This window comes from Labrys sp. HAY1-8F (assembly GCF_056754975.1).
The window spans coordinates 3,790,140-3,814,117 of record NZ_JBPGWZ010000002.1; the positions used below are offsets into that span (position 1 = coordinate 3,790,140).

General features: G+C 64.5%; 20 protein-coding genes. 9 read left to right on the plus strand and 11 right to left on the minus strand.

The features are described from left to right. Positions 1–195: 195 nt before the first annotated feature. From ACR9ZN_RS26540 to ACR9ZN_RS26560, 5 genes are all read right to left on the minus strand, one after another. Positions 196–1,179 carry a TAXI family TRAP transporter solute-binding subunit gene (locus ACR9ZN_RS26540; protein WP_434959399.1) on the minus strand — a complete coding sequence of 328 codons (984 nt, stop codon included), beginning with the start codon at positions 1,177–1,179 and terminating at the stop codon, positions 196–198. Between the two features lie 151 nt (positions 1,180–1,330). Beyond that, positions 1,331–2,074, minus strand: a complete 744-nt coding sequence (locus ACR9ZN_RS26545) for a glycosyltransferase family 2 protein (protein WP_454812215.1) — start codon at positions 2,072–2,074, stop codon at positions 1,331–1,333. Between the two features lie 177 nt (positions 2,075–2,251). Then, positions 2,252–3,013, minus strand: a complete 762-nt coding sequence (locus ACR9ZN_RS26550; RefSeq protein WP_454812217.1) for a transglycosylase SLT domain-containing protein — start codon at positions 3,011–3,013, stop codon at positions 2,252–2,254. 20 nt (positions 3,014–3,033) lie between these two features. After that, entirely contained in the window at positions 3,034–4,569 is a 1,536-nt protein-coding gene (gene amaB, locus ACR9ZN_RS26555) for an L-piperidine-6-carboxylate dehydrogenase (RefSeq protein ID WP_454812219.1), read from the minus strand. An 86-nt stretch (positions 4,570–4,655) separates the two neighbouring features. Beyond that, positions 4,656–5,507, minus strand: a complete 852-nt coding sequence (locus ACR9ZN_RS26560; protein WP_481273597.1) for a DUF1963 domain-containing protein — start codon at positions 5,505–5,507, stop codon at positions 4,656–4,658. A gap of 257 nt (positions 5,508–5,764) precedes the next feature. On the opposite strand from ACR9ZN_RS26560, the gene ACR9ZN_RS26565 reads away from it, so the two are divergent. Further along, positions 5,765–6,121, plus strand: a complete 357-nt coding sequence (locus ACR9ZN_RS26565; RefSeq protein ID WP_481273598.1) for an endonuclease domain-containing protein — start codon at positions 5,765–5,767, stop codon at positions 6,119–6,121. Positions 6,122–6,184: 63 nt separating this feature from the next. Here ACR9ZN_RS26565 and ACR9ZN_RS26570 read toward each other — a convergent pair whose 3' ends face one another. Next, complete coding sequence (locus ACR9ZN_RS26570; RefSeq protein WP_481273599.1) at positions 6,185–7,054, minus strand: helix-turn-helix transcriptional regulator; 870 nt, start codon at positions 7,052–7,054, stop codon at positions 6,185–6,187. 92 nt (positions 7,055–7,146) lie between these two features. Here ACR9ZN_RS26570 and ACR9ZN_RS26575 point away from each other — a divergent pair, with 92 nt between their 5' ends. Continuing rightward, the gene (locus ACR9ZN_RS26575) at positions 7,147–8,040 is read left to right on the plus strand and encodes an SDR family oxidoreductase (protein WP_481273600.1); all 894 of its coding nucleotides are present in this window, start codon (positions 7,147–7,149) and stop codon (positions 8,038–8,040) included. Between the two features lie 36 nt (positions 8,041–8,076). Here ACR9ZN_RS26575 and ACR9ZN_RS26580 read toward each other — a convergent pair whose 3' ends face one another. After that, on the minus strand, positions 8,077–10,251 hold the full coding sequence (locus ACR9ZN_RS26580; RefSeq protein WP_481273601.1) for a primosomal protein N': 2,175 nt from the start codon (positions 10,249–10,251) through the stop codon (positions 8,077–8,079). Between the two features lie 271 nt (positions 10,252–10,522). On the opposite strand from ACR9ZN_RS26580, the gene ACR9ZN_RS26585 reads away from it, so the two are divergent. Both ACR9ZN_RS26585 and leuB read left to right on the plus strand, forming a co-directional pair. Then, positions 10,523–11,578, plus strand: a complete 1,056-nt coding sequence (locus ACR9ZN_RS26585) for a suppressor of fused domain protein (RefSeq protein WP_454812230.1) — start codon at positions 10,523–10,525, stop codon at positions 11,576–11,578. Between the two features lie 126 nt (positions 11,579–11,704). After that, positions 11,705–12,805, plus strand: a complete 1,101-nt coding sequence (leuB, locus tag ACR9ZN_RS26590) for a 3-isopropylmalate dehydrogenase (RefSeq protein ID WP_454812232.1) — start codon at positions 11,705–11,707, stop codon at positions 12,803–12,805. 231 nt (positions 12,806–13,036) lie between these two features. Here leuB and ACR9ZN_RS26595 read toward each other — a convergent pair whose 3' ends face one another. Then, complete coding sequence (locus tag ACR9ZN_RS26595; protein ID WP_481273602.1) at positions 13,037–14,461, minus strand: aminotransferase; 1,425 nt, start codon at positions 14,459–14,461, stop codon at positions 13,037–13,039. A gap of 377 nt (positions 14,462–14,838) precedes the next feature. Here ACR9ZN_RS26595 and ACR9ZN_RS26600 point away from each other — a divergent pair, with 377 nt between their 5' ends. Beyond that, positions 14,839–15,519 (plus strand): TetR/AcrR family transcriptional regulator, encoded by a 681-nt coding sequence (locus tag ACR9ZN_RS26600; protein WP_454812235.1) that lies wholly within the window; start codon positions 14,839–14,841, stop codon positions 15,517–15,519. Positions 15,520–15,943: 424 nt separating this feature from the next. Then, entirely contained in the window at positions 15,944–17,023 is a 1,080-nt protein-coding gene (locus tag ACR9ZN_RS26605) for a polyamine ABC transporter substrate-binding protein (protein ID WP_454816660.1), read from the plus strand. A 46-nt stretch (positions 17,024–17,069) separates the two neighbouring features. On the opposite strand, the gene ACR9ZN_RS26610 is transcribed toward ACR9ZN_RS26605, so the two are convergent. Continuing rightward, positions 17,070–18,374 (minus strand): M20/M25/M40 family metallo-hydrolase, encoded by a 1,305-nt coding sequence (locus tag ACR9ZN_RS26610; protein ID WP_454812237.1) that lies wholly within the window; start codon positions 18,372–18,374, stop codon positions 17,070–17,072. A 208-nt stretch (positions 18,375–18,582) separates the two neighbouring features. On the opposite strand from ACR9ZN_RS26610, the gene ACR9ZN_RS26615 reads away from it, so the two are divergent. Next, a complete protein-coding gene (locus ACR9ZN_RS26615) occupies positions 18,583–19,332 on the plus strand; it encodes a rhomboid family intramembrane serine protease (protein ID WP_434959414.1) in 750 nt (249 codons plus the stop codon). Positions 19,333–19,485: 153 nt separating this feature from the next. Here the strand turns inward: ACR9ZN_RS26615 and ACR9ZN_RS26620 are convergent, their stop codons facing one another. Then, positions 19,486–20,706, minus strand: coding sequence for a nucleotide disphospho-sugar-binding domain-containing protein (locus ACR9ZN_RS26620; protein WP_481273603.1), 1,221 nt, complete (start codon positions 20,704–20,706; stop codon positions 19,486–19,488). Between the two features lie 162 nt (positions 20,707–20,868). Beyond that, positions 20,869–21,507, minus strand: a complete 639-nt coding sequence (locus ACR9ZN_RS26625; protein ID WP_481273604.1) for a hypothetical protein — start codon at positions 21,505–21,507, stop codon at positions 20,869–20,871. Positions 21,508–22,098: 591 nt separating this feature from the next. On the opposite strand from ACR9ZN_RS26625, the gene ACR9ZN_RS26630 reads away from it, so the two are divergent. Next, positions 22,099–22,848, plus strand: coding sequence for an electron transfer flavoprotein subunit beta/FixA family protein (locus ACR9ZN_RS26630; protein WP_481271041.1), 750 nt, complete (start codon positions 22,099–22,101; stop codon positions 22,846–22,848). A 19-nt stretch (positions 22,849–22,867) separates the two neighbouring features. Next, positions 22,868–23,809: an electron transfer flavoprotein subunit alpha/FixB family protein gene (locus ACR9ZN_RS26635; RefSeq protein WP_481273605.1), complete on the plus strand. Its 942-nt coding sequence runs from the start codon at positions 22,868–22,870 to the stop codon at positions 23,807–23,809. Positions 23,810–23,978: the final 169 nt, after the last annotated feature.

Consider the following 23,978-nt stretch of genomic DNA (forward strand, 5'->3'; position numbering starts at 1 on the left):
TGATGGGGCGCAATGCCGGTGAACCCCGCTCCTCGATGGAAGATAGAGGGTGATTAAAGGCTCCAATCTTTGTCATGCCCGAGCTTGACCCGGGCATCCAGCTCTTCCGCCGGCCTCACGTTGAAAGAAAGGCTGGATTGCCGGGTCAAGCCCAGCAATGACAAAGGTCGCGTCTGCTGCTTCAAAGCCAACCCCTCACTTCAAGACGCCCTTGGCCTTGTAATAAGCTTCCGCCGCCGGATGAAAGGGTACCGCCGTCTTGGTCGCTGCCGTGGCAAGGGAGAGCTTGCGCGCTTCCGGGTGGACTTTGTGCACGTCGTCGAGATTGTTGAAGATGCCGTCCAGCATGGTGGTGATCAGGCTGTCCTCGGCCTTGGCCGAGACGATCAGGACATTGGCGATGCCGAGGCCCGGCACGTCGCCGCTCAGGCCGGCATAGGCGTCCTTCTTGAGTAGGAAGGGCCGATAGAGGCCTGGATATTTCTTCTCCACCGCAGCGAGTTCGGCATCGGCAGGGATGAAGCTGATCGGCGGCTGGCCGGTGGTGGCAAGGTCGCGCACCGCCGAGGTCGGCACGCCCCCGATCCAGAAGAAAGCGGAGACCTTGCCATCCTTGAGTGCGCCGACCGATTCGGCGACGCCGAGATTGTCGCGCGTCACGTCCGTCTTGGGATCGAGCCCGGCGGCGAGGAGGACGCGGTCGGCGATCGATTCAGTAGAGGAGCCTGCCGAGCCGATGGAGACGCGCTTGCCCTTGAGATCGGCGATGCTGGTGATGCCGGCATCCTTGCCGGCCACCACGTGTAGAAAGGAATCATAGAGCACGGCGAGCACGCGTATGTCCTGCTTGCCGTCCTGCTCATAGGCGCCGAGGCCCTCGACTGCGTCATAGGTGGAATCGAGGGTGGAAAAGCCGAGTTCCGCCTCGCCAGCATGCAGCAGCTTGGCATTGTCGACCGAACCGCCGGTGACCTGCGCAGTCGCCTGCAGGTTCGGGACCTTCTCCGACAGGATCTTGGCCAGGCCCCCGCCATAGGGATAGAACACGCCGCCGGTGCCGCCGGTGGCGATTACCATGCGAATGCGCTTTTGCGCCATTGCAGGCCCCGCGATGGTGGCGAAGGCAAGTCCGGCGCCGGCGGAAAGCAGGTGACGACGGTTGAGGAGCATGGCGGACATGTGGATCTCCCTGGATGATGTTCGTTATGGTTGCATCAGATCATAGGGAGCAATCGTCGATCCGCAAGCATGCCGAGACGCCTTGCCGAAACGCTACGGCAATCGGGAGATTTTTCATGAGGGCGAGAGTAGAGTTCCAGCCGGAGCTTCCTCACGAAGGCCGGCCGCCCTCCCGGGCAATCGACTCGTGGTTGCGCAGCACCAGTTGGCCGAGTCCGTGCTTGGCCGAGAAGCGAGCGAGATTGACTTGGCGCGTGGCGAGCTTGGCTGCGGCGGAGACACTGTCCTCCCGGGCCGAGATGCGCACGGCCCCGCTCAGGGGACCGGAGAACGGTACGCTGGCCGCGAACAGGCGCAAATACCAGTCCCAGTCCCAATAATAGGGTAATTTCTCGTCGAAGGGGCCGAGATTCTGGTGCAGGCTGCGCGGATAGATCACGCCGGAAACCAGCAGGCGGTTGTCGCGACGGATCGCCTGGCTGTCGGCATGGGCGTCGAAGGTGAGTTCGCTGCCGGCATCGGTACGATCGCCCTCGGTGACGATGCAGCCGGATGCATAGAGGAGGCCTCGGTTATCGGCCTTGGCGAGCATGCGCTCGAGGTGGTCCGGCTCGGCCCACCAGTCGCCATCGTCCAGGAAGGCGATGCGCCGGCCGCGCGCCGCTGCGACGCCGAGATTGCGGGCCGGAACCCGGCCGCTGCCACCGGTGAGCAGGGCCTGGAAGCGATCGAGGCCGAGTTCCTCGGCCAGCCGCGCGCCACTGCCGTCGCCGTCATCCACCACGACGAGCTCGAAATCCCGGAAGGATTGAGTCTGCGCCGAAGCCAGCGCCCGTCGCAGAAGGTCGGGGCGGTCCTTGGTGGGAACGATGATGCTGAGTTCGGGCTGGGACATGTCGAATATGGCGCGGGTCGCTACTGAAGGTTGAAAACCCTTCTCCGTTTCGCGGAGAAGGGTTGTTCCCTCCTTGGAGAGCACGATCCGATCAAACTGATCGGATCGTGCTCTCCAAGTTTTTGTTTCAACGCATGATCTTGGCCGAAAAGTCGTGCAACTTTTCTGGGTTATGCTCTAGCGGCTGGGCTTGCCCTTGATCAGATGCGGCAGCATGCCCCTGCGCTTGGCCTCGTAGTAATAGCCGCTGGAATAGAGCCGCACGGCCCTGTCCTGGCTGCCGCCGGAGACACGCCAGGCATTGGCAAGATAGGCGGCGCCATAGGTGAGGTTGGTGTCGGCGTCGAACAACCCGGTGGGGCCACCCTGATAGCCCATGCCGCGGGCGGTATCGAGCCGCATCTGCATCAGGCCGAGATAGGGGCCGTTACGTGCGCCGGGATTGAAGCCGCTTTCACGCTTGACCACGCGGCGCAACAGGCTTTCCGGCACGTTGTAGCGGGCGGCATGCTTGGTGATGAGGGAATCGACATTGCCGAGGGGCTTGAGATTCAAAGGCTCGGCAGCAGTCTTCTGTATGGCCGCCGGTGCCGCCGCGGGGATGCTGGCGGTCTGGATCTCCGCCTCGTGTGCGGCGGGCGCTGCCTGGCCTGTATCGGCGATGTCGCGCGGGCGGGAGGGCGGCAGAGGGATGACGGCGAGGGTGGTTTCGCCAGCCTTCATCGTCTCGGGAGCCTTGGCAACGGAGGTAGCCGCAGCGCCGGAACGCTTGGCGCGCTTTTCGAACTTGGCCTTGGCCTTGAGGACCGGGCCGGGCGCTTCAACCGCCACGGCCTGCGAGGGGGCCTGGTGTGCCTGCGTCTGCGCCTGTGCCAGACCGGGGAGGGTGAGGAAACCGGCTGTCACACAGCCGGCCAGCGCAAATTTAAGGTTTCTCAAGCGTCTCGTCTCCGCCATCCTCAAGGGCTCGTCCCTCCGTCGTCGACATCGAATTTCACGCCCTGCGCCAGCGGCAGGGTCCGGCCGTAATTGATGGCGCTGGTCTGGCGCCTCATATAGGCCTTCCAGGCGTCCGAGCCGCTCTCGCGCCCGCCGCCGGTTTCCTTCTCGCCGCCGAAAGCGCCGCCGATCTCGGCACCCGAGGGGCCCATATTGACATTGGCGATGCCGCAATCAGAACCCTGGGCGGAGACGAAGCGCTCGACCTCGCGCATGTCGGTGGCGAAGATCGAGGAGGACAGGCCCTGCGGCACGCCGTTCTGCAGTGCCAGGGCCTCGTCGAACGCCGAGTACTTCAGCACATAGAGAATCGGGGCGAAGGTTTCGTTAACGACGGGGCCTACCTGCTCCGGCATCTCGACCAGGGCCGGACGGGCGTAATAGGCCTCTTGCGGGCCGGCTTCCGCGACGCGGGCGCCGCCATGCACTGTGCCGCCGGCCTTGCGGGCCTCGTCGAGCGACTTCTGCATGCCGTCGAAGGCGGCCTTGTCGATCAGCGGGCCGACCAGCGATTCGGTGGTGAGGGGATTGCCGACGCTGATGCCGGCGTAGACCTTCTTCAATTTGCCGATGAGGGCGTCATAGACGCTGTCATGCACGATCAGGCGGCGCAGCGAGGTACAGCGCTGGCCGGCGGTGCCCATGGCGGCGAAGGCAATGGCGCGCAAGGCCAGATCGAGATCGGCCGAGGGCGTGACGATGGAGGCATTGTTGCCGCCGAGTTCGAGGATCGAGCGGCCGAAGCGGCGGGCGACGCGCTCGCCGACGATGCGCCCCATCGCGGTGGAGCCGGTGGCCGAGATGACGGGGACGCGCGGATCGTCGACCAACACCTCGCCGACCTCGCGGGCGCCGAGGATGAGGGTGAGCAGGCCGTCCGGCACGCCGCCGAAGCGCTTGGCGGCACGGTTGAAGATGGCTTCGACGGCGAGCGCCGTGAGCGGGGTCTTCTCGGAGGGTTTCCACACCACGCTGTCGCCGCAGACGAAGGCCAGTGCCGCGTTCCAGCTCCACACCGCGACTGGGAAGTTGAAGGCGGAGATTACGCCGACCACGCCGGCCGGGTGCCACTGCTCCATCATGCGATGGTCGCCGCGTTCGGTGGCGATGGTGAGGCCGTAGAGCTGGCGCGACAGGCCGGTAGCGAAGTCGCAGATGTCGATCATCTCCTGCACTTCGCCCAGGCCCTCGGAGGCGATCTTGCCGACTTCCAGTGAGACCAGGCGCCCCAACTCGGTCTTGGCGGCGCGCAGCTCCTCACCGAGCAAACGAACCAGTTCGCCGCGCTGCGGACCGGGAACCTTGCGCCAGGTTTCGAAAGCGGCCTGCGCCTTGCCGATGGCGGCCTTGGCTTCAGCCGGGCTGTCTTCCTGAACGGCGCCGATGGTCTCGCCGGTAAGGGGGGTGCGAACGGTGCGGGAGCCGCCGGTGAAGCGGTTGGCCGGAACCCCGAGAGCCTCGAGAAGCTGGCGGGTTTCGGCGGCAGGACTGGTCATGATGACTCGCTCAATTCAACGCGATATGGCGACGCTCATACCTTTTTTGGCCGTCGTGGGGAACCCCTTGCACGTCGAGCGGATTCTCAGCTGCTCTCCACGGCGGCATAGACCCTGGAAAAGTCCAGTTTTTCGAGGTCGTTCTCGTGCTGGAGAAATTGCAGATAACCGGCGTCCCAGACGCCGAGACCGAGGGGCATGCAGGAATCGATGGTGAGCAGATGACGCCAGCTACGCGCCGGCGCAAGATCGAGCCTGGCGCGTTCCCGGGCGTTGTAGAGCCACTTCGGATTGACCTCCCGCACCACATAGGCGTCCTCGCGCGGGTCCGAGCCGATGCCGGCGGCGTGGCCGAACAGCTTGCCGAGGATGGGGCTCGCCGTTTTCGGCTCGAGCGACCACATGAAATCCTCGTTGTAGGTGTCGTGCTCGTCCTCGCTCATGTCGCGGGTCACTGTTGAAAAATCCTGCGTGGCCCAGCGCGGGAAGTCGGGGACGGCCACAAATTCGAGGCGGCGTGGCTCGACATCGGCCAACATGTCGTTGGCGAAGGCAATCTCGGTGGGCAGTGCGGCCGGATGCAGGGGCTCCGTGCCGGTGTGAAGCAGGATGCGGTGTTCGACATTGGTCGCCGGTTCGTCGAGGCCGATGAAGACATACAGCATGCCGGTCCGTGGCAATGCGCTGGCGGCGGCGGGGAGCTCGGCGAGGGCTATCTGGAGCGCGAACTCCATGGCCTCGCCCTTGGCCGTGCGTGGCCAGGCCAAGGAGGCCGGCAGGTCCGGCAAGCCGCCAATCCGGCTCTGGCCGGCGTCTCCGGCCCCCGTGCCCAGCAGGATCGCAATGGCGGGCAGCTCATGGGGCAGGATGCGTTCGGCATGGGCGCCGAGGCCAACATTCTCGAGCAATTGGCGGGGAGAGGGGACGGGATCGGGCATGGGAGCTCGCGGGGATCAAGACGGTTGGGGATTCTCATACCGTCTGAGGCTGCCGCGAGAAACCTCCACGTGTCCCCCCTCTCCCTGGTGGGGAGAGGGGCTGGGGTGAGGGAGGAAGCTGATGAATGCTTGCCAGTTTCCCTCACCCCTGACTCCTCTCCCGACTCGAGAGAGGGGGTGTGCGCAATAACGTGAGGCTTTTCGCTTGCGTAATCGCCCATGCCCCATTCTCGTCTCGTCGCTGCCGAATTCCATCCGTGGGTATCATCCTAGCCACCGAGCAACGCCGCTTTGCCCGTCATCTACGGGTCAACCGCACCAAGCCGGAAGATCGACTCTGGCAAGCGCTGCGCGGGCGAAAGCTCGAAGGGCTGAAGTTTCGACGACAGGTACCCCTGCTGGATTACACGGTCGATTTTCTCTGTATCGAACGACATCTGGTAGTCGAGCTTGATGGCGTCCATCACGATGATCAGCGCGATTATGACGCCAAGCGCACGGCTGCCATCGAAGCCATGGGATTTATCGTCCTGCGCTTCCCCAATGAGCAGGTGATGGGGGAACTCGACCCGGTTTTGCGCGAGATCGCAGCGGCTGCGGGGAAGCTTGATTGATAGGCGCCGAGAACCTCTCGCCCAATGGGGAGAGGGAAACTTCTGTTTCTGAGGCGACTTCCCTCACCCCCGACCCCTCTCCCCACCGGGGAGAGGGGAGATCGTCTCGAGCCCGTCGAGGAAGGCCTTGATCCTGTCGCGATCTTCCGGCGTCGGGTTGTAGACCAGCATGCTCAGATCGGGCCGGCCGTCGACGGTAAAGGCCGAATATTCCAGCGTGATCGGGCCGAGCACGGGGTGGCGCAGGCGCTTGACGCCGTCGCCATGGGCGCGGACGTCGTTGTCGCGCCACATCGCCTCGAATTCGGGGCTGAGCCGGCAGAGTTCTTCGATGAGGGGCTCCACTTCCACCGCCGCACCGGCGCGCGCCGTGTCGGCCCGGAAGGTCGCAACCACGAAGCGAGCCACGCTCTCCCAGTCATATTGCGCGGCGCGCACGCGCGGATCGAGGAACATGAAGCGCAGGACATTGCGCTGATGGGGCGGCAGCGCGCCGTAGTCGGTCAGGATCGCGGCGGCGGCCCGGTTCCAGGCCACGATGTCCCAGGTCGCCGTCTTGACCAGGGCCAGGCTCGGCTCCAACGCGTCGAGTACGCGCTGCAGCCGTGGCGTGACGTCCTCGCCCTTGCGGTAGCGCACTTCGGGTGGGCGGCCGAGGCCGAGCAGGAAGAGGTGCTCGCGCTCGACCTCGGTCAGCAGGAGGGCGCGGGCGATACGGTCGAGCACGTCGGCCGAGGGCGCCCCGCCGCGCCCTTGTTCGAGCCAGGTGTACCAGGTCGGGCTGATATTGGCCCGCTGGGCGACCTCCTCCCGGCGCAGGCCAGGCGTGCGCCGGCGCGCCGGGCCAAAGCCGAAGGCGGCTGGGTCGAGCTTGGCGCGGCGATCCCTCAGATAGCTGCCGAGTCTGATTTCCTGCGTGAGCTGCCCACTCATCCTGTTAGCCATTATAATACGATAAGATCACTACTTTACCAGGATAGCGCAGGCACCGATGCTTGTCTTCTACCCAGATAGGAGACTTGCTCATGCGCGTATTCGTGACCGGCGCAACCGGATTCGTCGGCTCGGCCGTGGTGAAGGAATTGATCGGGGCAGGCCATCAGGTGCTCGGCCTGGCCCGTTCGGAAGACAAGGCCGCTGGCCTGGCCGGGGTGGGCGCCGAAGCCCATCGGGGCTCGCTAGAAGACTTCGACAGCCTCAGGGCCGGCGCTAACAACTCGGATGGCGTCATCCACCTCGCCTTCAACCATGATTTCTCGACCTTCGCCGCCAATTGCGAGGATGATCGCCGCGTGATCGCGGCGCTCGGCTCCGCACTTGCCGGCTCTGACAGGCCCCTGATCGTGACCTCGGGCACCGCCATGGCCAGTACCGTGCCTGGCGAGCTGGCCCGGGAGGACGGCGCCGTAGTCAGTTCGAAAGTAATCCCGCGCGCCGCCTCGGAGGAGGCCGCTGCGGCCGTGGCCGCGGAGGGCGGGAACGTCTCGGTCGTGCGCCTTCCCCAGGTCCACGATACCGTCAGGCAGGGCCTCGTCACTTATGCAATCGCAGTGGCCCGCGAAAAGGGCGTGTCGGCCTATATTGGGGAGGGTCGGAACCGCTGGTCGGCGGCCCATATCCTCGATGTCGCCCGCCTCTACCGCCTCGTGCTGGAGAAGGCCGAGCCCGGTGCGAAATACCATGCGGTGGCGGAGGAAGGTGTGACGCAGCGGGAAATCGCGGAGGTGATCGGCCGGGGCCTGAAGGTGCCGGCGAGGTCGATTCCCCTCAGCGAGGCCGGAGCCCATTTTGGCTGGCTCGGACTGTTTGCCGGGCACGACATGCCGGCTTCCAGTGAGCAGACCCGCAGGACGCTGGGATGGCAGCCCGCCGGCCCCGGCCTGATCGCTGATCTCGAGGCGATGGATTACGCGGTGTGAGAGGCAATTCCCCTCTCCCAAGTTGGGGGAGGGGGCTCAGGCGAAATTCATCGGGTCGATGTCGATGTCCACGGCCAGTTGTCCGCTCACCTTCGGTCCGGCAGCGAGCCAGGCGCGGATATAGTCCTGTAGGGCGAAGTCGCGCGGGGCCTGCAGGATCAGGCGCATGCGGTGGCGGCCGCGGATCACCGCGATCGGCGCCTCGGCCGGGCCGAGCACGCGCAGGGCGGCATCGAAGGGCGCCGATTTGACGAGCTGGCGGGCAAAACCCTCCGCCTTGCCGCGATCCTCGTCGGAAATGGTGAGCGCGGCCATGCGGCCATAGGGTGGCAAGCCGGCCTTGGCGCGCACTGCGATCTCGCGCGCATAGAAGCTCTCCTTGTCGCCTGAGACCAGCGCCTGCATCACTGGATGGCTGGGGTCGTAGCTCTGCAGCAAAGCGCGCCCCGGGCGCTCGCCGCGCCCGGCTCGGCCGGTGACCTGGCCGAGGAGCTGGAAGGTGCGCTCTGCCGCGCGCGGATCGCCGGTGCCAAGGCCGAGATCGGCATCAACAACGCCGACCAGCGTCAGAAAAGGGAAATTGTGCCCCTTGGCGACGAGCTGCGTGCCGATCACGAGGTTGGCCTCGCCCTTGGCCACGCTGTCGAGTTCCTGGCGCAGGCGCTCGGCGCTGCCATGGATGTCGGAGGACAGGATCACGGTGTGAGCCTCGGGGAAGAGACCCGAGACCTCCTCGGCGATGCGCTCCACGCCCGGCCCGCACGGGGTGAGCGTGTCCTCGCCCTCACAGCTCGGGCACTGGCGCGGCACGGGCGCGGTGTGGCCGCAATGGTGGCAGACCAGGCTCTTGCGGAAACGGTGCTCCACCAGCCAGGCCGTGCAGTTCGGGCATTGGAAGCGATGCCCGCATTTGCGGCAGAGGGTGAGCGGGGCATAGCCGCGCCGGTTGAGGAAGAGCAGGGCCTGCTCCCCTGCCGCCAGGGTTTCCTTCACGGCCGAGACCAGGCGGGGCGCGATGAACTTGCCGCGCTCGGGGCCGCCCTCGCGCATGTCGACCGTGGCGATCGCGGGCAGCGCCCGCCCGCCATAACGCTGGGGCAAAGTGATATGGCCGTAGCGGCCGCGATCGGCGTTCACCCTCGATTCGATCGAGGGGGTGGCCGAGGCCAGCACCACCGGCGCGTCGATCAGCCGGGCCCGCACCACGGCCATGTCGCGGGCATTGTAGCGCGGCCCGTCCTCCTGCTTGTAGGCGCTGTCATGCTCCTCGTCGACGATGATGACTCTCAGATCGACGAAGGGAAGGAACAGGGCCGAGCGGGCGCCGGCCACCACCGCGACCTCGCCCTTGGCGATGCCGTGCCAGAGCTTGGCCCGCTTGTTGGCCGATACGCCTGAATGCCATTCGGCCGGGCGCACGCCGAAGCGCTCGGCGAAGCGGTCGAGGAACTGGTTGGTCAGCGCGATCTCGGGCAGCATGATCAGCGCCTGGCCGCCCTGCTTGACGGCTTCGGCCACCGCCTCGAAATAGACCTCGGTCTTGCCCGAACCGGTGACGCCTTCCAGCAGCATCGCCGAGAAGCGCCGCGCTGCCACGGCCTGGCAGAGGCTGGCGGCGGCCAGCGCCTGCGCTTCGTTCAGGCTGGCGCTGCCATAGGCCAGATCTGGGGTGCCGGCCACCGGCTCGGGCGGCAGAGCCAGAGGCTCGACGGCACCGGCATCGACCAGGCCGTCGACCACGCTCGGCGATACGCCGGTCGCCTCGATCAGCGCGCGCTTTTCATGCACGAAACCATCGGACAGGTGGTCGAGCACGCGCCGGCGCGCCGCCGTGAGGCGCTCGGGCTCGTGCTTGCCCAGGCGATAACCGAGCCTCTGCTTTTCAGGCGGCAATTCGGGGGCGCGCAGCGCCATGCGCATGATCATGCCGCGTGGCGTCAGCGTCCAGTTCGCCACCCATTCGATGAAGCGGCGCATTTCGGCGCCGAGCGGAGGTATGTCGAGGCGTTCCTCGACATATTTCAGCCGGTTAGAGGAGGCAGGCAGCATGCCGTCGCCGTCCCAGACCACGCCGACCACCTCGCGCGGCCCGAGTGTGACGCGCACGATATCGCCCGGCATCAGCGTGTTGCCGAAGGGCACGCGGTAGCTGTAGGTGCGCTCCAGCGCCACCGGCAGCAGCACCTCGACGACTTCGCCCGGGTTAGCCATGAGCACGCCTGCGGTGCCATGGCGATGCGCCCGCTGTCATTGGTTCGGCCTCGATCATACCCTGACAGGTCGAGGAGGGGGGTGAGTCTGTCAAGGACCTGCCCTTCAGAACATGCCGACGCTCGCAGGGTGACGTGGCGGCATGAAAAGCTTGGCTGGCCTGATCTCTCATCGCTATGGTTCGTTTGAGGGCGGGGAGGCTAATCGAGAAGCAAGAGGTGCCGCTTATGGGGATCGATGCGGCTGCAAGGAAACCCGTGGGAGTGCGGAAATGGCTCAGATCGACAAGGATGAGGCTCCAGGCTGGCATGCCATCGATGCAGCTTGTGAGCGTCTCTATCCCGGGCAGAAGGAAGTCCATGTCGCCGCGGTGCCGCCGCCAGGTTTGGGGGGCTCCAGCGTCCTCAACGGTGTTTCTGTCTACCAGGGCGCCGGCGACACGCCGCATTGGCACTATGTCACCTATGGCTTGACCGAACTGTTCGGCAAGGAATCCAGCGATCCGGACGAGAGTGGTTTTGGTTTCGAGCTCACCTTTCGCCTCAGGCGCGGTGAGGAGACGGAACCACCGAAATGGCCGTTCGAGATGTTGCAGGGGCTGGGACGCTATGTCTTCAACACCGGCAATGTGTTCGAACCGGGACATTACCGCCAGCGCCTCGCCCCGATCGTGCAGGAAATCGAGACGCAGATTTTCAGCCTGATCTTCATTGCCGATCCTGACTTGCCCGATCTCGACACCCCAAACGGCAAGGTGCGTTTCGTCCAGGCCGTCGGCATCACCAGCGACGAGATGGATGCCGTCTGGAATGTTGGCGTCGACATGATCGAATCCCTGCTGGCCCGCCGCTCGACCAAACGAGTGACGGATATTGCCAGGACCAGTATCCTCGCCGATCCCGTTGTGCTGGGCGCTGTCGAGGATCGAGCCCGGCAGGATGGTTCACCCACCGAAGTCATCTATGGCGATCGTGTCGAGGCCGAAAGGGACGGTTCGACCACCACGCTGATCTTCAGCGCCACCACGATGCGCTCCCTGCTGGCGGTGCTGCCCTATCGCTGGCCGTTTGGTCGGGAGCTGTCGCTCTATCATCCGGAGTGTGTCGTGGTCTGGGGAAAAGGCGATGCGAATGCCGTCCGCAACCACGGTATCCATACGCATGTCACCCTCGACGATCGAGGCTACCGCGAACTTTTGGCGACCCTGCGCCCCGTCGCCGGCAACTACGCAGTGCCATCCCTTCCCGGGCTCAGCCTTCAGGTCGAGGCGACGGAAATTCGGAATGCGGAGGGCAAAGTCGTCTACCGCATCGGCGCAGCAGGCTGAAGGGTTGTCGAGGCTGCCTACGATCCCAGGCAGCCTTCGCTCGTTACGCTTTTCTTGTAGCGCTTTTCTTGCACCTTCCCCCTTGCTCGTCTAATCAGCCGGCATTCCAATCAAAGGTGACAGGTCATGGCGACGCAAAAGCTCCTCCTTCTTCCTGGCGACGGCATCGGTGTCGAGGTGATGGCGGAGGTCAAACACCTGATCGCCTTCCTCAACAAGACCGGTCTCGCCTCCTTCGAGACTGAAGAGGATCTGGTCGGCGGCGCTGCCTATGACGCCCATGGCAAGGCGATCTCCGAGGACGCCATGAAGCTCGCCGATCAGGCCGATGCGGTTATGTTCGGCGCGGTCGGCGGCCCGAAATGGGCCGACGTTCCCTATGAGGCGCGTCCGGAAGCCGGCCTGCTGCGCCTGCGCAAGGATCTCGGCCTCTTCGCCAATCTGCGGCCCGCCGTGTGCTATCCGGCGCTGGCCGAAGCCTCCTCTCTCAAGCGCGAGCTGGTCGAGGGCCTCGACATCATGATCGTGCGCGAGCTTACCGGCGGCGTCTATTTCGGCGAGCCCAAAGAGATCGTCACGCTGGAGAACGGCGAAAAGCGCGCCGTCGACACCCAGGTCTACACCACCCATGAAATCGAGCGCATCGCCCGCGTCGCCTTCGACCTCGCCAAGGTGCGCGGCAACAAGGTGCATTCGTCTGAAAAGCACAATGTCATGAAGTCGGGCGTGTTGTGGAAGCAGGTCGTCACCGAGGTCCATAAGGCCGAATATGCCGACGTGAAGCTCGACCACATCCTAGCCGACAATTGCGGCATGCAGCTGGTGCGCACGCCCAAGCAGTTCGACGTGATCGTCTGTGACAACCTGTTCGGTGACATGCTCTCCGACGTCGCGGCCATGCTGACCGGCTCGCTCGGCATGCTGCCCTCGGCCGCGCTCGGCGCCGAGGATGCCAAGACCGGCAAGCGCAAGGCGATGTATGAGCCGGTGCACGGCTCAGCGCCCGACATCGCCGGCAAGGGCCTGGCCAATCCGATCGCCACGCTTGCCTCCTTCGGCATGGCGCTGCGCTATTCCTTCGGGCTCAGCGAAGCGGCCGATCGCCTCGACGCCGCCATCTCGGCGGTGCTGAGCGAGGGCCTGCGCACCAAGGACATCGCCAGTGCCGGCCAAAACGCCGTCTCCACCAGCGAGATGGGCGCGGCCGTGATCAAGGCGATGGGGTAAGGCCGCTTGGGGGAAAAATAGCTGCACCATCTGTGCCAGCGGACGTCTCATCCGTCTCGATCAAGCCAACGAGGCGCGGTAATCCCTCTCCGGTTTCGGGGAGGGTGGCCCGGCGGGCCGGGTGGCGGCGGATGGCTCAGCTTTAGGTCTGTTAGCCCGCTGGCGCCACGCTCCCCCTTCCGCTGCTTCGCGGCACCTTCCCCGAAACCGGGGAAGGATATCCGCGCCCTATTATGAAAAGGCTTGCGAGTTCGTCGGTCGCCGCCACAGGCCTTCGCGTTCGAGATCGTCCATCGTGCGCGAAATGCCCTCGCGCAGGATGGCCGCCATGTCGTCGATCTGGGTGCGCGTGATGGTGAGCGGCGGAGACATCACGCACATATTGACGATCGGCCGCACCAGCAGGCCCAACTCCTGGCAGTGGCCGTCGATGCGCTTGCCGATGGTCTCGTCGAGCTCGCCGGCAGGCCCAGCGACGCATTCGATACAGGCCATCATGCCGACGCCGCGCGCCTCGCCGACCAAGGGCAGGTCCATGAGGCTCCTGAGCCGGGCCTGGAAATAGGGCGCGACCTCGCGCACATGGTCGAGGACGCCGCCTTCCAGGATATCGAGATTCTTCAGGGCGACAGCGCAGCCGATGGGATGGCTGGTGTTGGTCAGGCCATGGGCGAACATCGCCTCGGGATGGTTGGAGCGCCGGAGGTCCTCGAGCAACCGGTCCGAGATCACAACGCCGCCCAGCGGGAAATAGCCCGAGGTGACGCCCTTGGCGAAAGTGATCATGTCGGGATCGAGCTCGAACACCTCTCGTGAAGCAAAGACATGCCCGAGGCGGCCGAAAGCCGTCACTACCTCGTCGCAGATGTAGAGGATGCCGTTGGCCCGGCAGATCTCGCGGATGCGTGGGAGATAGCCTTCCGGTGGCACGATGACGCCGCCCGAGGCCTGGATCGGCTCGGCGACGAAGGCCCCGATCCGCTCGGCCCCGATCCGGGCGACGGTGTCGCGGAACTCGTCGACCAGGACATCGGCGAATTCGGCCACCGTCTTGCCGTCGGGGCGGCGGAACGGGTTCGGCGCTGAGAGCTTGACGACGAGGTCGCCGGCGCTGTCCATCCAGTCATTGTCGCGCGGGCGGGCATTGAGCGATGCGGAAAGATAGGTCGAGCCGTGATAGGCGCTGCCGCGGCTGAGGATGAGCTTCTTGTCCGGGCGCCCGCGCACATTGTTGTAGAACTGCATGAAGCGCAGCGCCGTCTCCACGGCCGAGGATCCGCCGGTGGTGAAGAAGACATGGTTGAGATCGCCGGGTGCGTGGGCGGCGATCCGCTCGGCCAACGCCACAGAGGGCGAACTCGTGGTGTACCAGGGTGAACTGTAGGACAGCGCCATCGCCTGTTCGTGCATGACGTCGGCGAGTTCGCGTCGGCGATGGCCGATATTGGTGCACCACATGCCGGCGGGCCCATCGATCAGGCGCTTGCCGGCGGCATCGGTGATGTAGATGCCGTCGCCCTCGCCGATCAGCGGGCGAGCCTCGTCGCCCACGGTTTCCGCTACGGGCCAGGGCTGGATGAGATGGCGCCTGGCGCGCTCGGTCAGGTCCTCCTCCGCTGCCGCCATCGCCACTGCCGTCGAGCCAATCGTCGCCATCGTCGTCACCTCGTCTTCACCAGCCGGGACATGTCCTTTGGTCGTGCCGGGGAGGGACGGAAATTCCCTCGTCGGCACCACCAAAACGCAGGTCCGTCAGCACTCCCGTCACGGATATCCGATCAGATAATTGCTATACGTTCGTTCGGTTATAATCATTATACTGAACGAACGTATAGCAAAAAATCGCATTGACAATCCCACCGTTCTCGCCAAGCATGCTCGAAAGACGCCGGCTGGGATCGCGCGGCGAGGCTTGAGTAAATTTGCGATTTTCATGAATCGCAATTTCTCTATAACTATTTGTTTTGACGCATTTTCTTAATCGAAAAGCCGGTCAGCTTTTCTGTAAAATGCTATAGGGTGGTCGCACCAGGATGAGCATTTCCACGAGCACGGGCCGTACACGGATCAACCGGGCCGAACGCCGGAGCGAGTTGATCGACGCGACGATCGACTGCCTGGCTCGCTACGGCTATGAAGGCACTACGATCGGCGTCGTCGCCGAGGCGGTCGGCATGTCCCGCGGGATCGTGAACTTTCACTTCGAGACCAAGGAACAATTGCTGCTGGAGACGCTGCGTTTCCTGTCCGACGAATATCGCGATCATTGGCGCGCCGCCCTTGCCCAGGCCGGGCCGTCGACCGCTGAACGACTCTGGGCGATGGTCCTGGCCGATTTCGACCGCAGGATCTGCACGCCGCGCAAGCTGGCGGCCTGGTGCGCCTTTCGCGGCGAGGCGAAGGCCCGTCCGACCTATCGCAGCATGTGCAACGAGACCGACTTGGAGAATCTCGGTGTCGTTGCCGATCTCTGTGCCGAACTCGTGCCGCCGGGCATCGATGCGCACAAGCTGGCGCGGGCAATCGTGTGCATGCTCGAAGGCCTGTGGCTGCATCTGATGATCGCACCCAAGAACCTGTCGCGAGAGGAGGCGCGCGAGGTCGCGGCATCGCATCTTGCCATCGTACTGCCTGACCATTTCACGTCATCGGGACCTATCCCGGCCGTGCGTTCATCCCTGGGCCGACCCATGCCGGAAGCCCAGCCGTCCTGAGCGAGCAAGAAGGAGGAAGCGCCTACCGCGAGCACGGATACGAAGACGCTTTCGGGTGGGCTTGCTCGTAGCGCGACAACCGCGATGCAATTTTTTACCCGGACAGCCGGGGCGGATGCGCCGAAGAGCGCTGGTTCCCGCTTGTCCGGATCCTGAGTGACGCTGAGCGGGCCTTTCTCGGTGCGAGCAGCCGCGCTTTTCTGACAGAAGCGAGGCGCCGCGGGATCGCCCAGGCCCCACCACCGCAAGAGCGGCCTTTCGTGCAGGGTCGCAATCCCATCCGTCGGCGTCTGGCGTCGGCGGCAATGATGATGCACGTCCAGAGGAGATACCCATGCCGTCTCGCCCGACACCGATTTGGAGATCACATTCTCGTCGAAGCCTCTTTCGACCGTCCCAGTTGCTGGCTCTGGCCGGTGCGGCCATGGCCGCTTTCCTGGTCGCGGGGGGCGCGTCGGCGGACGAGAAGGTGGTCAACGTCTATAGCTGGGCCGATTATATCGACCCCTCTACCCTGGAAGGCTTCACCAAGGAGACCGGCATCAAAGTCGTCTATGACACCATGGATTCCAACGAGGTGCTGGAGACCAAGCTCTATGCTGGCCATTCGGGCTATGACGTCGTCGACCCCACCGGCCCCAATCTGAAGAGGGAGATTGCCGCCGGCGTGTTCCAGCCGCTGGACAAGGCCAGGATCCCCAATCTCAAGCATGGCTGGGACAAGGTGTTCCAGCGCCTGGCCTTCTACGATCCCGGCAACCAATACGCCGTGAACTACATGTGGGGTACCACCGGCATCGGCTACAATGTCGACATGGCCAGGAAGCGCCTGGGCGAGGCGCCGATCGACAGCTGGAGTATCGTGTTCAAGCCGGAAAACCTAGCCAAATTCGCCGATTGCGGCGTCAGCATTCTCGATACCCCGGACGAACTGATCCCGCCCGCCCTGAAATATCTCGGGCTCGATCCCGATTCCAAGAACCCGAAGGATATCGCCAAGGCGGGGGAACTGCTCAAGGCGATCAGGCCTCATGTGCGTACCTTCAGCTCCTCGGGCTATCTGAGCGCACTCTCCTCCGGCGATCTTTGCCTGGTGGTCGGCTGGGCCGGAGACGTCATTCAGGCGCGCAACCGAGCCATCGAGGCCCATGCCAAGTCTCCCGATAGCCCTCTGGTCGATATCCGTTATGTCGTCCCGAAGGAAGGCGCCCTGATCTGGGTCGACGGCTGGGCCATCCCCAAGGATGCCCAGCATGTCGAGGAAGCCCACGCCTTCATCGACTATATGATGCGCCCGGAGGTCGCTGCCAGGAACACGGAGTTCATCTCCTACGCCACCGGCAACCTCGCTGCACAGAAGTTCATCAAGCCCGAGATCCTGAAGGATCCCGCCATCTTCCCGGATGAGGCCACCATGGCGCGTCTGTTTACCACCACGGCGCCGGACGCCAAGATTCAGAAGCTGTGGACGCGGACCTGGACCAACATCAAGACCAACGAGTAGGGGTGGCGAAAGTTCGCCGCGCCTCCTGTCTCCTCTCGATGCAGGCCTATTTCGCCTGGCCGGCCGAGACGTCCATGATCAGCCGCGCCAGCAGATAGAGGCGCGGCACCACCGAATCGAGTTCGACATATTCGGCATCGTTTGAATGGGCGCCGAAACCGCGCAGGCCCAGGCCCTCGATCACCGGCCCCTTGGCCTTCAGCGCCGCGAAGGCGGCGTCCGTGCCGCCACCGGAAGCCTTGTCGATCACTGTCAGTTTCTGGCCGATCTCGCTATAAATGGCGCCGGCCTGCGCCGCCAGGGCGCGGCTGGCATCGGTGGGCTGCAGGGGCGGGCGGCGGCGCTCGAACACGGCCTCGATCTTGGCATCGGGCAGGAGTTTCTTGGTGATGCGCTCCTTCACCGTCTTCTCGATGCGGTCGAAATCGGCCATGCGCAGCATGCGCACATCGGCCTGGGCGGTCGCCTCGGCCGGGATGACGTTGCGATTGGTGCCGGCCTTGGCCACCGTCCAGTTCAGCTTGAGGCCGAGCTTGGCATCGGAGAGATCGCGCATCTGCAGGATCTGGTGCGCCAGCTCGTAGAGTGCGTTGATCCCGCGCCCGGGCGCGGCACCTGCATGGGAAGCCTTACCCTCCACCTTGAGGGCGACTGCGCCGATGCCGGCGGTGGCGAGGGTGACCCTGTCCGTGCCGGTGCCTCCGCCTTCCAGGGAGAACACGGCATCCTGCTCGGCGCCGATCTCGGTGAGAAGTGCGCGCGAGGAGGGCGAGGAGATTTCTTCGTCGCCGTTGATCATCACCGTCAGCGTGTCGTAGTCCTTGAAATCGAGCGCCTTCAGCAGTGCCACGGTGGTGAGGGCGAGGGCGACGCCATGCTTGTCGTCGGCGATGCCGAGGCCATAGGCCTTGTCGCCGTCGATACGGAAGGGCTGCTGGGCCAGCATGCCCTTCAGATAGACCGTATCCATATGGGCGATCAGGGCGATCTTCTTGGTACCGGTGCCGGTGAAGCGGGCAAGTACGATCTTGCCGAGCTTCTCGGGCGTATCCTGCATGCGGTAGACGTCCTTCGGCTCGATCTGCTGGACCTCGCCGCCCAGGGCCTTGAGGCGATCCGCGATCAGGGTCGCGATCTCAGCCAGGCCATCGGGGTCCTTGCTGCCCGATTCGATCGAGACCAGTGCCTTCATGGTATCGATCAAGGACTGGCGCTGCGCTTCGGCCTGTTTGAGCACGGCCTCCTGTGGGGCGGCCAAGGCGGGACGGGTCTCGGCGGTGATGGCCAGGGCCGGCAGCGCGGCCATGACGACGGCAAGGGCAGCGGCGCGAGATCGCGAGCAACGAAGCATCTGGTTCCTCTCGGACTGCGATCACCCTCCAATGACCTGGGCGGATGATGCATAAATGCCGCGCATTATCAAAATAGTATGCGGGATGACGGTAAATAGCCTGTGCCAACGGTTCTGCCCGCTGTCCGACCTTTATTCCCGCTGCTTCTCGCCTTACATTGGTGTTGCCGTCACGCGACTTGCATCGGCATGCGATACGGGGCGCGAGATGATCATACCGCTTTACGATGACAACCCGCACCGGCGCATCACCCGAGCCTATGTGAATTGGGGCCTGATCGCCACCAACGTGCTGGTGTTCGTGTTCTTTCAGTCCGGCTATGTGCCCGGCACCTTCGTGGCGGACACGGCCGGCTTTACCTATTCCTACGGCATGATTCCGGTGGTGCTGTTCCAGAAGATGCAGCTCCCGCCCGAATATATAAGGGTGCCGGAATGGCTGACGCCGATCACCTCGTCCTTCGTGCACGGGTCATGGATGCATCTGACCGGTAACATGCTGTTCCTGTGGGTGTTCGGCGACAATGTCGAGGACGATCTCGGGCGCTGGCGCTATTTGTTCTTCTATCTCGCCTGCGGCGTGCTGGCCTCCTTCGCCTACGCCCTCACCGCGCAGGACTCCACCAGCCCGCTGATCGGCGCCTCCGGGGCGATATCGGGGGTGGTGGCCGCCTATGTGCTGCTCCATCCCAAGGTGAAGATCTGGGTGCTCTTGTTCTTCCGCATTCCGCTGAAATTGCCGGCCTATTGGGCGATCGGGGCTTGGATCCTCTACCAAGCCTATTTCGCCCTCTATGCCTATTTCATTACCTCGACCGACGATGTCGCTTGGTTCGCCCATCTTGGTGGGTTGGTCGCCGGCGCCATTCTGGTGCTGCCGCTCAAGCGCGCGGACGCGCCCTTGTTCGATAACGCGCCGCCCCAGGCGCAGAACGACTGGCGCGACACGTTTGATTGAGCAGGTCCGCAAGACGAGCCTGCAAATGCGCCTGGAATGATCAAGCTTGCAGGCTGGCTTGAACGGGCGCGGTTCGACGTCTTTCCTGCATCCCTCCGCCGCTTTGCTCTAACTCCTTGTTTCGACGCATCTTTGCGATTGGAAGTGATTCATTCAGGTCGCTGAACGCTTCATGTCGAGGAGCAGTCTTGCGGCCACCGCCGCTCCATCGCGGCGAATCGTGGCTGAGAAGGCGGTGGCCCTGGCGCTGGTTTCCGGCGCCAGCGCAATAGCGAGCGCAGCCGAGAGCGAGTCGAGGCTCGGGGCCGGGCCGTCATGGGCCGCACCGATGCCGAGCGCCGCCACCCGTCCGGCCCAGAACGGCTGGTCCACCACCTGTGGCACGATCACCTGCGGCACGCCCGCCCGCGCCGCCGCCGTGGTGGTGCCGGCACCACCATGATGCACCACCGCCGCGACCTTGGGGAACAGGGCCTGCTGGTTGACGTCGCCGACCAGGAAGCAATCGTCGTCTGCCTCCGCCAGAGCGAGTTCGGCCCAGCCGCGAGCAAGCAAGACGCGGCGGCCCTGGGCGCGGATCGCCGCGATCGCCACGGGGCCGGCCGCCTGGGCCGTCGGCATCGACATGCTGCCAAAGCCTGCATAGACCGGCGGGGGACCGGCAGCCAGGAAGGCCTCGAGATCGGCCGGGAGCGGGCGCTCGTCCGGCAGTATCCAGGCGCCGTTCTGTACCACCGTGCTTGCGGCCGGCGGCCACGGGCTCAGGATCGGGTCCGAAGCCAGCCAGGGGCTGTCGGTAAAGACGTGGTCGCGCACATTGGTGAGCGTCGGCAGGCCGATCCGGGTACGTAGGCCATTCACGGCACCACCGAACAGGGCGTTCATGACGCCGATATTGTGGTCCCACAAGGCCCGGTTGTCGGTGACCCCCCGCGGGTGGGGGTGGCCGGGATACGCATAGGGCGGATGATGCGGGGAGGGGATGAAGAGCGGGCAATAGCTGACATGGACATAGGCAAGGCCCCGTTCTTCGGCCGCCGCCTGTGCCGCGGCGGTGGAGGGAAACAGGCCGCAGCCTACAACGGCATCGCAACCCTCGGCCGCCGCGGCCATCACCCGATATTGCCCCTCCAGGACCTCTGCCGCCACCCGGGGCAAGTCGACCGGTCCCTCGCGCACTTCGGCCAGCCAGGGCCGCAATGCCCGGAAGGCCGGCACCAGCCTTACGCCGGCGCGAGCCAGGACTGCCTCGAACTCCTCATCCGGCGGCACGCAGGCCAGCACCTCGACGCCGAGATCGCCGAGCCGCGCCCCCAGCGCCGCCACCGGTTCGACATCACCGCGCGATCCAAAGCTCGTCAACAATACACGCATCCGGCACCCTTTCCCTTGATTGCGGTCGAGGGTTGGGTTGATAGCGCCGGAACGGGGGCTTGCCGCAAGGCCCTTGTGCGCTACATATAAGAAACGGAGGAAGGCAGACTGCCTCCTCCGGATCTCCATGCGATATCGCGGCGCCCCAGGGCGCCGTTTTGTTTAGGCGCCGGGCTGTGCGGCCGCCGGTGCAACGGGTTTGGTCTTGGCGGCAGGAGGCTTTGAGGCCTTGACCTTGGCGGGGCTGGCTGGAGCCGGCGCGGCGGTGGCAGCAGGCGGGTTTTCCGCATAGGTCTTCAAGAGCTTGGAACCATAGAAATTTTCCAGCGCCTTGCGGCTCGACTGCACGACCAGAACGCCTTCGATCAGGCCCGGATCCTGGTTGGCGGCTACGATAGCGCCGACCACGCCATTGACCTGCCCTTGATTGCCGACCATGAACGGGGCCGTCTTGGCGGGCCCGCCTGCCAGATCCGTGACCGTCAGTGTGCCCTTGACGTAATTGGCATCACCGACCAGCAGGGACAGGGCGGGATTCTTCAAATGATAATCGGTCAGGGTGATCGACAGGTGCTTGGCCGCGCCGGTTTGCGGCAGGCGCCGCACGTCCTGGCGCACAGCTTCGGTCAGTCGCGGGGCGAAGCTTCCCGGAACTGGATTGCGCGCGGAGGCAATGGCCGTTACCGTCACGTCCTTGACATAGGCCTCGCCGGGCTTGGGAAACATGCCGGCGGTTGAGCAACTGGCGAGACTGGTTGCAACGAAAAGGGCGCCGGCGACTTTCAAACCTCTATCAAACATTGGGAACGTGCTTTCCTTGGGAGCGTGGCTGGAGATCGTCTTCTTGTTCGTGCTCCATGCCTTTGCCGCCAAAGTCGCGGTGAAGAGACACCGCGCCAGTCATTGCGTAGGTTAGGGAGTAGCGAGCAAACCTGAGTCCGAAAACAGCGATCGACTATGCTTTGTGCAAGCCGTGTTTTGCGGGATGTTTGCTTATCGACAGCTTGTTGTTGTTTTCAATTGGGTATGAGGATTGCGAGAGACAGATTGTTCGACAATAAAAACAGAAAATGGTAAGGTATTACTTCATTGGGAGAAGCCGATCGGGTTGGGCGGGATACCCGTGTTCGACTTGTCTCGCCTATCGCGGTTGGTGATGCGACCCACTCGCCGCCGAGAAAGCCCGTGACTGGCGCTCGCGCGGTCGCTTCACACAAATGTCGCGTTGACACAAAAAGCCGCGCCCTTTAGCTGACTTGCGTCATCAAGTTCAGCGGCGGCGGTCTTGCCGCGACGTGACGTGTCGGTTCGCCGACAGCGCGGGAGGGGCAAGGCCATTATGCGGTCGTTTCATATCGCTCATCGTTCCGGTTCCCCGTCTGGAGAAGCTCCATGAAAGTGCTCGTGCCCGTGAAGCGGGTCGTCGATTACAATGTGAAGATCCGCGTCAAGGCCGATGGCACGGGTGTCGATCTCAACAATGTGAAGATGTCGATGAACCCCTTCGACGAGATCGGCGTCGAGGAAGCGCTGCGTCTGAAGGAAGCCGGCAAGGCGACCGAGGTCGTGGTTGTTTCGATCGGTCCGGCCCAGGCGGCCGAGACGCTGCGCTCGGGTCTTGCCATGGGCGCCGACCGCGGCATCCTGGTCAAGACCGACGCCACCGTCGAACCACTCGCCGTGGCCAAGCTGCTCAAGGCGGTGATCGGCAATGAGGCACCGGGCCTGGTCATCCTCGGCAAGCAGGCGATCGATGACGACATGAACGCCACCGGCCAGATGCTGGCGGCGCTGCTGGGCTGGCCGCAGGGCACCTTCGCCTCCAAACTCGACGTCGGCAGCGACAAGGTCGACGTCACGCGCGAGGTCGATGGCGGCCTGCAGACCGTCACGCTCAACCTGCCGGCGATCATCACCACGGATCTGCGCCTCAACGAGCCGCGCTATGCTTCGCTGCCCAACATCATGAAGGCGAAGAAGAAGCCGATCGACGAGACCAGCCCCGAAGCGCTCGGCGTCGACATCGCGCCGCGCCTGACCGTGGTGAAGACGGTGGAGCCGCCGGCACGCCAGGCCGGCAAGAAGGTCGCCTCGGTGGCCGAGCTGGTCGACAAGCTCAAGAACGAAGCCGGCGTCATCTGAGCCGAGAAGGATTGATATCATGACCACTCTTCTCATCGCAGAAATCGACGCCACTGGCCTCAAGGACGTCACCAACCGCGCCCTCACCGCGGCCATCGAACTCGGTGGCCCGGTGCATGTGCTGGTGGCCGGCGCCAACGCCCAGGCTGCCGCCGAGGCTGCTGCCAAGCTCCAGCGCGTCGAAAAGGTCCTGGTGGCCGATGCGGCCTACGAGCATCGCCTGGCCGAGCCGACGGCCGCCCTGATCGTCAGCCTGGCCGGCGGCTATGACGCCATCGTCGCGCCCTCGACTGCGGCCTGGAAGAACGTGCTGCCGCGCGTTGCCGCTTTGCTCGACGTCATGCAGATCTCCGACATCGTCAAGGTCATCTCGCCCGATACGTTCGAGCGGCCTGTTTATGCCGGCAACGCCATCCAGACCGTGACCTCGGCCGACGCCAAGAAGGTGATCACCGTGCGCACCGCCTCCTTCGCCGCGACGGGCGAGGGCGGCTCGGCGGCGGTGGAGCCGGCGGCGGCCGCGGCCGATCCCGGCCTCTCGACCTTCAAGGGCGAGGAACTGGCCAAATCCGACCGTCCGGAACTGGCCTCGGCCAAGATCATCATCTCGGGCGGCCGGGCCATGGCCAACCGCGAGAACTTCGCCACCTATATCGAGCCGGTGGCCGACAAGCTCGGCGCCGCCATGGGTGCCTCGCGCGCCGCGGTCGATGCGGGTTATGCCCCCAACGACTGGCAGGTCGGCCAGACCGGCAAGGTGGTCGCTCCCGACCTCTACATCGCCGTCGGCATCTCCGGCGCCATCCAGCATCTGGCCGGCATGAAGGATTCCAAGGTCATCGTCGCCATCAACAAGGACGAAGAGGCCCCGATCTTCCAGGTCGCCGATTATGGCCTGGTGGCGGATCTCTACACGGCCCTGCCGGAACTCAAGGACGAACTCGCCAAGCTCGGCAAGTAAGGAGAGCGGGCGGCATCCGCCCGTCCTCATCGGATGATTTCGATGTGCCGGTCCTCGCGGGCCGGCACATTATCTTTGGAAGACCAGCCAGGCCCACGCGCTGTTCGATTGCAGCGCTAGCAGTGGGGTTGAAAGGTTTTCCTCCGTTGTTCCCTTCGTCCTTGCGTTC